Genomic DNA, 13420 nt, shown 5'->3' with positions numbered 1-13420 from the left:
ATAAAAAATCCTTTTCCTTTTAGCTAAAATATAAACTATCTTTTTTCTATCATCGTATTTTTATGCATATCAAATCACTCTTTTCTAAAAATGTGTTTTTGGCCGTAAAACCATTTAGCGCATTGAAAGAATCTTTCCGTGAAGGTTACGGAAAACAAAAATTGATTAAAGATATTATCGCGGGTCTCACCGTGGGCGTCATTGCGATTCCACTTTCCATGGCTTTAGCCATTGCTAGCGGTGTGCCACCACAACACGGTCTTTATACCGCTATCATAGCGGGGATCGTAATTGCGTTAACCGGTGGATCGCGTTTTAATATTTCAGGTCCAACCGCCGCATTTGTCGTGATTTTATATCCCGTCACCCAACAATTTGGGCTCAGCGGGTTACTTATGGCAACGCTACTTTCGGGAATTATTTTAGTCATCATGGCGTTGTCTCGATTGGGACGACTAATTGAGTACATTCCTCTCCCCGTTACACTTGGCTTTACCTGCGGGATTGGGATCACCATCGGCACCTTGCAAATCAAAGATTTTTTAGGTTTAGACATTGCCCAGATGCCACCTCACTATATTGAAAAAGTGCAAGCTATTTTGACCGCACTTCCGACGATTAACTGGGCAGACACTGCGGTTGGCGTGATCACCTTATTTGTACTCACCCAATGGCATAAACTTCGTTTACCCGTGCCGGGCCATTTACCTGCGGTCATTATTGGGACACTCATGGCATTAGCCTTAGGACAATTTGGCTTCTCGGTTGAAACCATTGGTACAGCATTCCAATATACCTTATCTGACGGTACAACAGGACATGGTATCCCTAATGTCCTGCCTGAATTTGCCTTACCTTGGAATATTCCTAATGCACAAGGTGAAGTCATCAATTGGAATTTTGATCGCATACAAGATATCTTGCCTGCCGCCTTTTCAATGGCTGTATTAGGCGCGATTGAATCGCTACTTTGTGCGGTCATTTTAGATAATATGACGGATACCAAACATCATTCCAATAATGAATTACTCGCCCAAGGTTTAGGTAATATTATTTCACCATTCTTAGGCGGCATTACGGCAACTGCAGCAATTGCACGTTCTGCAGCCAACGTTAAATCTGGAGCAGTATCGCCAATAGCCAGTGTCATTCATGCACTCTTGGTTTTATTCTCGCTATTATTCTTTGCGAATGCCCTGTCTTATTTGCCACTCTCTTCTATGGCTGCATTGCTATTAATGGTAGCTTGGCATATGGCAAATGTACCTGAAATTATTCGTTTGGCGCGTCGCTCCACAAAAAACGAAATTGCTGTGTTGTTCACTTGCTTAATTCTCACTGTGTTATTTGATATGGTAATTGCCATCTCTGTCGGCGTATTATTAGCGAGTCTCTTATTTATCCGCACCATTGCAGAAATGACAAAAGCGATTGAACAACCTGCACCAGAAGATTTAAATGATGTATTAGCTTATCGTATCAGCGGTCCACTATTCTTTGCTGCGGCGGATAAACTCTTTGCGGATTTGCATGATAAAACCGTCCATACGGATCACGAGATCAAACATATCGTGTTGCAATGCGATGCCGTGACTGTGCTGGATACCGGCGGTATTCATGCACTCACTCATTTTGTACAGCATATGTTGCCACATCAACAAATCTACTTGTGCAATATGCAATTCCAACCACTCAGAATGTTAGTAAAATCTAACTCTGTGCCTGAATTGCAAAAAATTAACTATGGTACAGATTTACAAGATGTGTTTAATAAAATTCGTGAGTTTGAACAAGCAAATCCATAAAACACTAAAAAGCGTGCTAAAATAAGCACGCTTTTTTATCAATAAAATAAAGGAATTCAGAATGCGTCCAAATAATCGTGAAAATCATCAGCCTCGTCCAATTAAAATCACCCGTAATTACACGAAACATGCTGAAGGCTCAGTATTAGTGGAATTTGGTGATACTAAAGTTTTATGTACGGCGAGTGTTGATGAAAACGTACCGCGTTTCTTAAAAGGACAAAATCAAGGTTGGGTGACAGCAGAATATGGCATGTTACCTCGCTCTACACACAGCCGTATGCAACGTGAAGCGGCAAAAGGCAAACAAGGTGGACGCACCATGGAAATTCAACGCTTAATCGCTCGCTCATTACGTGCTATGGTTGACTTAGAGGCTCTTGGCGAACGTTCTATTACCTTAGACTGTGATGTGATTCAAGCGGATGGCGGTACAAGAACAGCCTCCATCACGGGTGCTGCAGTAGCATTATGTGATGCTATCAATGGTTTGATTGCAAATGGCACATTAAAAACCAATCCAATCAAAGGTCTGATTGCTGCAATTTCGGTTGGGATTGTTGAAGGTGAAGCTGTGTGTGATTTGGAATATGTGGAAGATTCAGCCGCCGAAACAGATATGAACGTTGTGATGATGGAAGATGGTCGTATGATCGAAGTACAAGGTACTGCAGAAGGCGAACCATTCAGCCACGAAGAATTACTCACCTTATTGGGCTTAGCAAAACAAGGCTGCGAACAAATCTTCGCTGCACAACGTGAAGCATTAGGTTTATAGGAACAAAAAATGGAAAGCTACAAAATCGAATTTATTAAATTCGCCTTGAGCCGTAACGTGCTTAAATTTGGCGAGTTTGAGCTAAAATCAGGTCGAAAAAGCCCTTATTTTTTTAACGCAGGATTATTTAGCACGGGTGCAGATCTTGCTCGCTTAGGTGAATTCTATGCGAAAGCGATTCAATCAAGTGCGGTCGATTTTGATGTCATTTTTGGTCCTGCCTATAAAGGCATTCCGATTGCGACGAGCGTTTCCATTGCACTATTCAATCAATTTAACCGTGATACACCTGTTTGCTTTAATCGCAAAGAAGCCAAAGATCACGGTGAAGGCGGTAATTTGATCGGTAGCCCATTAACCGGCAATGTGTTGTTAGTCGATGATGTCATTACAGCTGGCACAGCCATTCGTGAGTCCATGGCACTTCTTGAAGCCAATAACGCGAGATTAGCGGCTGTCTTTATTGCATTAAATCGTCAGGAAAAAGGAAAAGGGGAACTTTCTGCCATCCAAGAAGTAGAACGAGACTATCAATGCCAAGTGCTTTCCATTATTGATTTGGATGATTTAATGCAATTTATTGAAAAAGAACCCGATTATCAGCAATATTTACCTGTGATGCGGGCTTATCGTGAAAGTTATGGTGTGTAATTTATTACTTGAAAAATAAGAATAAAGCCATATTAATGTAAGGGCAGACATTAGCGTCTGCCCATTATTGTCAAAAGACCTTTTGACCGCACTTTAGGGGAAAAGAATGTATTTTTTTGGAAAGATTATCGGCGTTTTTCTCGGTTTTAAATGGGGGGGCTTTTTCGGCGCTATCGCTGGACTTATTTTAGGCTCTATCGCAGATAAAAAACTCTATGAGCTTGGTTCGGTTAACTCTAGCTTTTTTAAGAAAAAAACGACCCGACAAGCACTCTTTATGCAAACTACTTTTGCGGTACTTGGGCATTTAAGTAAATCCAAAGGTCGTGTGACGGAAGAAGATATTCAACTGGCGAATCAGTTGATGAACCAGATGCAATTAGATGAGAGCCATCGCAAACTCGCTCAAGAGGCCTTTCGTCGCGGTAAAGAAGCCGATTTCCCTTTACGCCAGGTGATTCGTGAATTCCGCATTGGATGTGGACAACGTGCTGACTTACTGAGAATGTTCTTGCACGTACAAGTGCAAGCCGCATTTGCTGATTCTCAATTACATGACTCAGAAAAAGAAGTGCTTTATGTGGTGGCTGAAGAGCTTGGTCTTTCCCGTATGCAGTTTGAGCAAATGCTGGCAATGGAAATTGCAGCTCGTCAATTTACTCAAGGTGGATTCTATCGCCAATACCAACAGGGCGGTTATCAACAGCAAGGTGGCTATCAATACCAACAACAAGGTGGTTACCAACAATCTTCTGGCCCAACATTAAGTGATGCTTATAAAGTATTGGGCGTGAGTGAAAGTGATGATCGTAATGCCGTAAAACGTGCATATCGTCGTTTAATGAATGAACATCACCCAGATAAATTAGTTGCGAAAGGCTTACCGCCAGAAATGATGGAAATGGCTAAAGAAAAAGCGCAACAAATCCAAGCCGCTTACGATTTAATTTGTAAAGTGAAAGGCTGGAAATAGTGCGTGTTATCCTCGCCCCCATGCAAGGAGTGCTTGATCCTTTCGTTCGCCAGCTTTTAACCGAAGTGAATGAATATGATCTCTGCATCACCGAATTTGTTCGCGTGGTGGATCAACTCTTACCTGAAAAGGTCTTTTATCGTCTTTGCCCTGAACTCAAAAATCAGGGTTTTACACCTTCTAGAACACCTGTTCGTGTCCAACTTTTAGGTCAACATCCTAACTGTCTTGCTGAAAATGCCAATCGCGCCATTGAGCTTGGATCACATGGTATTGATTTAAATTGTGGCTGTCCATCCAAAACCGTTAATGGCAGTAACGGAGGTGCAGCACTTCTCAAGCAACCTGAACTAATTTATCAAGCGACTCTAGCCTTACGAAAAACCGTACCAAGCCATTTGCCTGTAAGTGTAAAAGTGCGATTAGGTTGGGATTGCACTTCACAAGCTTTTGAAATTGCCGATGCCGTACAACAAGGTGGCGCTTCTGAAATCACTATTCACGGTCGAACTAAAGCCGATGGCTATCGTGCCGATCGCATCAATTGGGAAAAAATCGGTGAAGTGAGATCTCGCTTAACAATCCCAGTGATTGCTAATGGTGAAATTTGGCGTTGGGAAGATGGTCAAGCATGTTTGAAAGCGACAGGTTGCGAAGATCTAATGGTCGGGCGTGGTGCATTAAATATTCCAAACTTAAGCCTTGTACTCAAACAAAATTGCGAAAAAATGCCTTGGGCGGATATTCAAAAAATCTTGGAAAAATATGCGGAAATGGAAAATTTCCATGATTCTGGTTTTTATCATGTTGCCCGAATCAAACAATGGCTACGCTATCTTAATAAAGAATATCCTGAAGCGGATATTGTTTTCGAGCGAATTAAAACCAGCAAAACTGTAGAAGATCTGAGAGAAAGACTCTGTCAGGACTAAAAAAGTGCGGTCGAAATAGACGGCTTTTTTAGCATTATCCCACTCGTACGATGAGTTAAACACTCAAACAAAACTTGACCAAAATCAAAAAGTTATCGTACATAACAAGTAGAATCGATGAGGCATATACCACAAAAAAGGAGAGGTGCCTTATGAAGACTCGTCTATTGCTTTCTAGCTTACTTATCGCATTAAGCGTAACATCATGTACCCAAACTCATAAAGTGCATTGGTCTTATGATGGTAAGGAAAGCCCTGAACATTGGGGTGATTTACTCACCGAATATCAAACCTGTAAGCTAGGGAAGGTTCAGTCGCCTGTTAATCTGGAAGCAGATAACAGCATGAAAGCGGCAAAAAAATCACTTAAAATGGATTATTTCCCTGCGGCTTATCAAGTAGAAAACAATGGACACACCGTGCAAGCCAGCGTTGCACAAGAAAATGCGCCATCTATTACGCTTGATGGTAAGCAGTTTTATTTGAAACAATTTCACTTTCACACACCAAGTGAACATACCTTTAAACGCAAACATTATCCTTTAGAAATTCATTTTGTCCATCAAAGTGAAGATAAATCGTTAGCCGTAATTGCAGTAATGGTGAATGAAGGTGAAGCTAATCCAGCGTTAGCACCAGTAGTTGAGAAAAAACTCACCGTTGGACAAAAAGAAAAATTGGCTCAACCGATTGATATTCAAGCACTAATGCCAAAAGAGATGGCACGCTTCCGCTTAAATGGATCGCTCACTACTCCACCTTGTAGTGAAAACGTGGCTTGGACCATTTTTAAAGCCCCAATTCAAGCAAGCAAAGCACAAATTGCCGCTATAGAAGAAATGGAAGGGAAAAATAACCGCCCAACGCAGCCATTAAATCAGCGTGATGTGGAAGTTGAACAATAAGTAAAAAATGCGTGGATAGTTTCCACGCATTTTTTATTCGATTAGAAGAGATTAAAGGTGAATGTTGCCATCATAGATATGAGTAGCATCACCCGTCATATAAAGCGGCGAACCTACGCCTTCCCACTCAATAAGCAAGCTACCACCAGGTAGATCAACCTGCACTTTGTTATCAAGTAAACCTTGCATAATTCCAACAGCCGCTGCAGCACAAGCACCACTGCCACACGCTTGCGTTTCACCTGCACCACGTTCATATACACGCAATTTAATGTGGTTACGATTGACGACTTGCATAAATCCAGCGTTTACCCTTTCAGGAAAACGTTCGTGGCTTTCTAAGAGTGGACCTAACTCTGCTACATTGGCCGTTTCAATATTGTCCACTTGAACAACGCAATGTGGATTGCCCATTGATACTGCACCACAAAGCACCGTTTGAACATCGGTACGTAAAATATAGTTTTTTTCAAATTTATTGGCAGTAAAAGGAATTTTATTGGGTTCCCAAATCGGCTCGCCCATATTGACGCGAATTTGCCCGTCTTCTTTTACGGTTAAAACCATTTTTCCTTTTTGCGTGCTTACTGCAATATCCTTTTTATTGGTCAACCCTTTTAAGGTGACAAAACGCGCAAAACATCTTGCCCCATTTCCACATTGCGACACTTCACTACCATCTGCATTGAAAATACGATAATGGAAATCTAAATCTGGATCATAAGGTGGCTCAACAATTAAAAGCTGATCAAAACCAATTCCACGATGACGATCGGCTAAGCGTTTAATGGTTTCAGGGGTAAAATAGGCATTTTGCGTCACAGCATCAACAACGACAAAGTCATTGCCAAGGCCATGCATTTTGGAAAACTGCATGTTTCCTTCCTTGATTTGAAAATTTTTTGGCATTATAGAGAGCAATAAGCCGAATGGCAAATAGCCAGAATAGACAAAGTGCGGTCAAAAAACACTTTATTTTCTCACCGCACTTTCATCATTACATCCAAGCGTTATTACGAATGATCCCTACTGCAATCCCTTCAATTTCAAAATGATGCTGTTCTTCAAGATTAACGACAATCGGCTGAAACTCTTCATTTTCCGCATGCAGATAAATAACAGAACCTTTGCGTTCTAAGCGTTTTACTGTCACTTCATCTTCAATTCGGGCAACAACAATCTGTCCATTTCGCACATCTTTTGTGCTATGAACAGCAAGAAGATCGCCGTCTAAAATACCAATATCTTTCATGGATTGGCCATATACTTTTAATAAGAAATCAGCTTGAGGCTTAAACATATTAGCATCAACACGATAAGTGCCTTCAATATGTTGCTCGGCTAAAATTGGTTCCCCTGCAGCTACGCGACCGATGAGCGGTAAGCCCTCTTCTTCCTCATCATTAGCACTATCATCAATAATGCGAATACCGCGAGAAGCTCCCGCAACAATTTCAATTGCACCTTTACGAGCAAGCGCTTTTAAATGTTCTTCTGCCGCATTAGGGGATTTAAAGCCTAATTCACGAGAAATTTCTGCACGAGTTGGCGGCATACCCGTGGTTTCTAAATGGCGTTTTAAGAGTTCCAGCACTTCTTGTTGTCTGGCAGTTAATGGTCTCATATACACTCCTGTTACTTTATACAGAATAACTGTTAGTATATACAGAAAGATAGCGATTGCAACAACTATTTTTTAGCGATAAAAGTGCGGTCAATTTTTTTCATCTTTTTGAGTGTTCATCATAAATCTCAAATGTAAATTTTTAGAATTTGACTGGTCGAATGTGTTAAAATGCCTGACAATACCTAGAAATGTCTAACAAAAAGAGAATATTAATTATGTCTGGCATCGTAAGTACTTATCGTAAATTATTAGAATTACCGCTTTCGGTTTTAGTAAAAAATAATCCTATTCCCGCTCAACCCATCGAAGAGCTTCAACTCAATATCAATCAACCTATTCTTTATGTTTTACCTTATACCTCTCAAACTGACTTCGTAATTTTCCGTCGTAACTGTTTGAGTGTAGGTTTGCCTGATCCAGCTGAAAAGAATGTGATTGATGGCGTAGCATTACCACGTTATGTCTATTTAGACGAAGGTCGCCGCTTTTTTAAATCAAAAGGCGCAAAAGATGAAACCGCCAAAGTCTTCAATAAATACTTAGAACTGCACCGTGATGCAGCCGATTTAGATGTACAACTGATCCCAGTTTCGGTGCTTTGGGGACGTTCACCAGGTAAAGAAGATAAAGCAAGCTTGCCCAATCTTCGCTTATTAAACGGTATTCAAAAAACCTTTGCGGCAATTTGGTTTGGACGTGATACTTTTGTGCGTTTTTCTCAAGCACTTTCTTTGCGTTACATGGTAAATGAGCACGGTTCAGATGAAAAAATTGCGCAAAAACTGGCTCGCGTGGCAAAAATGCACTTCGCTAAACAACGCATTTCCGCGACAGGACCTCGTTTGCCAAACCGCGAAGCTATGTTTAATAAACTCTTAAATTCCCAAGCGATTCAAAATGCGATTGAAGATGAGGCAAAATCAAAAAATATCAGCCGCGATAAAGCCTATGCTGAAGCCGAAAAAATTCTTCATGAAATCGCGGCTAATGTAAGCCATTCAAGCCTTCGTGTAGCAGATCGTTTCTTACGCTGGTTATGGAACAAACTGTATTCCGGTATTGATGTACAAAATGCGGATCGTGTGCGTAAATTAGCATTAGAAGGACATGAGATTGTTTATGTGCCTTGTCACCGTAGTCACATTGACTATTTATTACTTTCTTATGTGCTCTATCACCAAGGTCTTGTACCACCACACATTGCAGCAGGGATCAACTTAAACTTCTGGCCAGCGGGTCCTTTATTCCGTAGTTGGGGGGCATTCTTTATTCGCCGTACCTTTAAAGGTAACCGCCTTTATTCTGCAATTTTCCGTGAGTATTTAGGGGAATTATTCCACCGTGGTTATTCCGTCGAATACTTTATTGAAGGTGGTCGTTCTCGTACAGGTCGATTGCTTGCACCAAAAACCGGTATGATGTCGATGACGCTACAAGCACTTCAACATAACCAAACGCGTCCTATTTCTGTAGTGCCAGTGTATATCGGTTATGAACACGTATTAGAAGTGGATACTTACGCGAAAGAATTACGTGGCGCAGCGAAAGAAAAAGAAAATGCAGGCTTAGTGTTACGTGTAATTAAAAAATTGCGTAATTTAGGTCAAGGTTTTGTGAGTTTCGGTGAACCAATCACGCTTTCAAATTATCTCAATCACCATTATCCAGAATGGAAAGAACAACATCATGAAGATAAACCTCACTGGTTTAACCATGCGGTTGGGGCTGTTTCTAATCAAGTGATGGTGAATATTAATAAAGCTGCAGCCGTCAATGCGATGAATTTAGTGGGGACCGCTCTACTCTCTTCTCGTCAACGTACGCTTTCTCATGAGCAACTATTAGAACAACTCTCTAGTTATCAAGAAATGTTAAAGAATGTACCGTATTCTACTGATGTGGTACTGCCAACTGATACACCAAAAGCGATGCTTGACCACGTATTAAGCTTAGACCGCGTGGGTGTATTAGTTGAAAAAGATAACTTTGGGGAAATTATTCGTTTAGAACGTAATTCTGCTGTTCTCATGACGTATTACCGCAATAACATTCAACACTTATTTGTGCTGCCTTCACTTGTTGCGAGTATCGTTTTACATTATGAAGCTATCCAAAAAGATTTATTATTGGATGCGGTACGTAAAATTTATCCATTCTTAAAAGGCGAACTCTTCCTTCATTTCAATGAAGAAGAATTAGATACACAAATTAAAGCCATTATTGATGAATTTGCACGTCAAGAAGTTATCCAAGCCAATGATAATTTCTTATCTATCCACCGCGCTAAAGTTCGTATTTTACAACTTTGGTCTGCGGGTATGCGTGAAATCTTACAACGCTACTACATTACAGTAAGCATTTTACGTAGAGACCCTGGAATTGCCCGTGGTTTACTAGAAAAAGAAAGCCAATTGGTAGCACAACGCCTTTCTGTATTACACGGTATTAACGCGCCTGAATTCTTCGATAAAGCGGTATTCTCGGCCTTTATTGCTCACTTGAAAGAAGAAGGCTATTTCGATGATGACAAAGAAAAATTACACGAGCTTGCCACAATTTTAGAGCATTTGATTTCTAGCGAGATTTGCTTAACGATCAACGGTGCTGCAGATAAAGCAGATGAAGTTGAGATTGAAGTAGAAGAAGAGGATAAATCAAATAAAGATGAATAATCTTTACTGAAATAATAAAAGGGCGTGTTGAATATCCAACACGCCCTTTTCTTTATATGATTAATTCAACCAGAAATAATATCCTATTGTCGCGATAACGAGTATACATACAATATTTAAGATAAATCCAGCTTTAACCATATCACTTTGGCGAACCTCACCTGTACCAAATACGATTGCATTTGGCGGTGTCGCCACTGGTAACATGAAGGCACAAGATGCACCTAAACCGATAATTAACGCAAGACCAATTTCCGGCATACCGAGAGATTGTGCGATAGAAATAAAGATTGGTACTAATAACGCCGCACTTGCCGTATTGGAAGTAAATTCAGTTAAGAAAATAATGAAGGTTGCGACCAATAAACCAATGAGGTAGTAATGTTGTCCTTGAACCAAGAATACAATACCGTCAGCTAACACTTTACTTGCGCCCGAATCTTTTAACACTGCACTCAAGGTTAAACCGCCCCCGAAAAGCATCAATACGCCCCAGTCAGTGCTTTCTTGGATTTGTTTCCAATTTGCTACACCGGTTGAACAAATAATGACAGCCGCAAGTAATGCGACGACGCTATCAAAACTACCGATATTTTTAGCAAGACCAAATACACCTGAAATGATTGGATTAATATAACTACTAAATACCCAACAAAGTGCAATAACACCAAAAATGACAAGCGTTAAAACGCGTTGGCCATTCATTTCAATACGTTCAAAGTTTTGTTCAAAATGTAAATTAAGTTTCGGTTTAAAGACAATGAAAAGTGTACCAATCATCAATGGCATCAAAATGAGCATAATTGGTAAACCATACCATAACCAATCAGAGAAGGTTAAATGTAAGTTACTTGCAACGATAGCATTTGGTGGGCTACCCACTAATGTACCCATACCACCAATACTCGCACTATATGCAATCCCTAATAATACGAAGACATAAGTATTATGTTCTTTTTCTTTATCAAGTTTGCTTAAGATCCCCATGGCTAAAGGTAACATCATTGCAGCTGTTGCCGTGTTACTCATCCACATCGAAAGGAAAGCAGTAATGGAGAAAAGATACATCACAGCGACAAATAAATTTCCACGAGCCATTGCCATGATTTTATTGGCAATCATTTTATCGAGTTTTTGTATATGTAAAGCTGTCGCTAAAGCAAAGCCACCAAAGAATAAGAAAATGGTTGGATCGGCAAATGCGACTAAAGCTTGCTTGGTTGTCACCAAATCAAGGGCAATCGCAAGTAATGGCACCAACAGAGCGGTCACTGTGACATGCAATGCCTCAGTTAACCAAAGAATCGCCACAAAGGCTAATAATGCTAAACCAGCATTTTCCTTAGGCGCGAAAGGTAAAGATTTTAATAAAATAAAAAAACAGGCTATCGCCAGCAGAAAGATAATCCCACTTTTATAATTTTTAGTTGTGTTTGTTTCGTTCATGAGTCCCTCCAAACTGATTACAGATGAACTATTTGCGATGTTAAATGAATGTTACAAACTTTCAACTAACAAATGTTTAAAATGTGATCTTGTTCAAAAAAATTTTAACAAAAAAAGTGCGGTTATTTCTAACCGCACTTTAAAAAGGTCAATAATTTCAAAATTATTCTTCTTCGAAATCTTCTAAATCTAATGCTTCTTGTGAAAGAATAATACCTGTTAAATCAGCATAAATATAATCTTCAGGGAAGAACGTCACGCCACCGAAATTAACTGGCAGATCACTTTCACCATGATTATTTTCATCTGCGCCAACTGGAATTGGTGCAAGCGCATGAATACCAATATCAATATTTTCAAGCTGTTGAATTTGACGCACGGCACCATAAACAATAATACCCGCCCAGTCATTATCTGCGGCAAGTTGTGCAAGCTCTGCATCAATTAAAGCACGGCGTACTGCGCCACCACCATCAACGACAAGTACTCTGCCATTACCATTTTCTTCGAGAATTTCGGCAATTAATCCATTATTTTCAAAACATTTTACTGTCGTCACTTTGCCGTAGAAATTGCTGACGCCACCAAAGCTAGAAAAAATTGGCTCAACCACATCTACTTGATCAGCATAAATATCACAAAGTTCTGAAGTATCGATATACATAATGTACCCCTTGTCGTTAAAATTTTTTCTCTAGTATAAGCCGATTTAGCCGATAAGCAAGCCTAAACTAAACAAGATATTGATAAATAAAGAAATCATTGACATCTGTGCTAACATCGGACGTAACACTGCAGGCTCTTTGCTGCGATAAACAAATAACGCATGTTTTAATAACAGTGGAAATGCCAATAAAAATAAGAAATGCCAAGGGCTAAATGCGGTTGATGCCGCAAATAGCACATAACATAAAGCGGCAATGCTTAATAAAACACAGTGATAAATGCGTCCTTTCTTCGGGCCAATACGCACAACCAGGGTATTTTTTCCTACCTTAGCATCTTGCTCAATATCACGTAAATTATTGATATTTAAAACAGCTGTTGCTAATAAACCTGAGCCTAATGCAGGTAAAGTAATTAAGCTATCAATGCTGTGAGTTTGTAAATAATAGGTTCCACCCACACCCAATAAACCAAAAAAGAGCAACACTGACAAATCGCCTAAACCTAAATAACCATAAGGTTTAGCCCCTACGGTATAAGTAATGGCAGCAATAATGGCAAGAATACCCAAACCTGCAAAGGCCAATAAATCTGTGAGACTTTGATATGCGATACCAATTAAGAATGCGCCTGAAAAAAATGAACCCACCGCCATTAAAATTAAGCCCCATTTAAGCTCATTCGCAGAAATTGCACCTTGTTGAATACCGCGTAAAGGCCCAATACGTTCTTCGGTATCTGACCCTTTTTGATGATCGCCGTAATCATTAGCAAAGTTGGAAAGTACTTGCAATAAAATGGTGGTAAGCAAGCAAAGTAACATCACGGTGAGATTAAAACTTTCTTTATCCGCCCAATATGCCAATGCCGAACCAGTAAAAATAGAAGCTAATGCCAAAGGCAAGGTTTTTGGGCGAGCGGTTTCCCACCACATTTTCAATTTATGATTTGTCATTTTTTTTGAC

General features: G+C 40.1%; 12 protein-coding genes. 7 read left to right on the top strand and 5 right to left on the bottom strand.

Going from position 1 to position 13420, the window contains the following annotated elements:
- The first annotated feature begins 62 nt into the window (after positions 1-62).
- The 6 genes from dauA to HMPREF2750_RS08890 all read left to right on the top strand — a co-directional run bounded on the left by dauA (position 63) and on the right by HMPREF2750_RS08890 (position 6044).
- Complete coding sequence (gene dauA / locus HMPREF2750_RS08915; protein ID WP_070583544.1) at positions 63-1805, top strand: C4-dicarboxylic acid transporter DauA; 1743 nt, start codon at positions 63-65, stop codon at positions 1803-1805.
- 61 nt (positions 1806-1866) lie between these two features.
- The gene (gene rph / locus HMPREF2750_RS08910) at positions 1867-2583 is read left to right on the top strand and encodes a ribonuclease PH (protein ID WP_070583542.1); all 717 of its coding nucleotides are present in this window, start codon (positions 1867-1869) and stop codon (positions 2581-2583) included.
- Positions 2584-2592: 9 nt separating this feature from the next.
- Entirely contained in the window at positions 2593-3234 is a 642-nt protein-coding gene (gene pyrE, locus HMPREF2750_RS08905) for an orotate phosphoribosyltransferase (RefSeq protein WP_049380142.1), read from the top strand.
- A gap of 106 nt (positions 3235-3340) precedes the next feature.
- Positions 3341-4207, top strand: coding sequence for a co-chaperone DjlA (gene djlA, locus HMPREF2750_RS08900; protein WP_070583539.1), 867 nt, complete (start codon positions 3341-3343; stop codon positions 4205-4207).
- On the top strand, positions 4207-5139 hold the full coding sequence (gene dusC, locus HMPREF2750_RS08895) for a tRNA dihydrouridine(16) synthase DusC (protein WP_070583537.1): 933 nt from the start codon (positions 4207-4209) through the stop codon (positions 5137-5139). The genes djlA and dusC overlap by 1 nt, the downstream gene beginning before the upstream one ends.
- Before the next feature lie 152 nt (positions 5140-5291).
- On the top strand, positions 5292-6044 hold the full coding sequence (locus HMPREF2750_RS08890; RefSeq protein WP_070583535.1) for a carbonic anhydrase: 753 nt from the start codon (positions 5292-5294) through the stop codon (positions 6042-6044).
- Between the two features lie 51 nt (positions 6045-6095).
- Here HMPREF2750_RS08890 and dapF read toward each other — a convergent pair whose 3' ends face one another.
- Positions 6096-6920 carry a diaminopimelate epimerase gene (gene dapF / locus HMPREF2750_RS08885; protein ID WP_070583533.1) on the bottom strand — a complete coding sequence of 275 codons (825 nt, stop codon included), beginning with the start codon at positions 6918-6920 and terminating at the stop codon, positions 6096-6098.
- Between the two features lie 121 nt (positions 6921-7041).
- Positions 7042-7668 (bottom strand): transcriptional repressor LexA, encoded by a 627-nt coding sequence (gene lexA, locus HMPREF2750_RS08880; RefSeq protein WP_070583531.1) that lies wholly within the window; start codon positions 7666-7668, stop codon positions 7042-7044.
- 218 nt (positions 7669-7886) lie between these two features.
- Here lexA and plsB point away from each other — a divergent pair, with 218 nt between their 5' ends.
- The gene (gene plsB / locus HMPREF2750_RS08875; protein ID WP_070583529.1) at positions 7887-10343 is read left to right on the top strand and encodes a glycerol-3-phosphate 1-O-acyltransferase PlsB; all 2457 of its coding nucleotides are present in this window, start codon (positions 7887-7889) and stop codon (positions 10341-10343) included.
- Between the two features lie 60 nt (positions 10344-10403).
- On the opposite strand, the gene HMPREF2750_RS08870 is transcribed toward plsB, so the two are convergent.
- The 3 genes from HMPREF2750_RS08870 to HMPREF2750_RS08860 form a co-directional block, all read right to left on the bottom strand.
- A complete protein-coding gene (locus tag HMPREF2750_RS08870; RefSeq protein WP_070583527.1) occupies positions 10404-11789 on the bottom strand; it encodes a DASS family sodium-coupled anion symporter in 1386 nt (461 codons plus the stop codon).
- Positions 11790-11952: 163 nt separating this feature from the next.
- Positions 11953-12453 (bottom strand): ribonuclease E activity regulator RraA, encoded by a 501-nt coding sequence (gene rraA, locus HMPREF2750_RS08865; protein ID WP_065243719.1) that lies wholly within the window; start codon positions 12451-12453, stop codon positions 11953-11955.
- 45 nt (positions 12454-12498) lie between these two features.
- Positions 12499-13410, bottom strand: a complete 912-nt coding sequence (locus HMPREF2750_RS08860) for a 1,4-dihydroxy-2-naphthoate polyprenyltransferase (protein ID WP_070583525.1) — start codon at positions 13408-13410, stop codon at positions 12499-12501.
- Positions 13411-13420 lie beyond the last annotated feature (10 nt).

Source organism: Haemophilus sp. HMSC066D02, assembly GCF_001810545.1.
Classification (GTDB): Bacteria; Pseudomonadota; Gammaproteobacteria; order Enterobacterales; family Pasteurellaceae; genus Haemophilus_D.
This window is presented reverse-complemented; position numbering and strand designations above follow the sequence as displayed.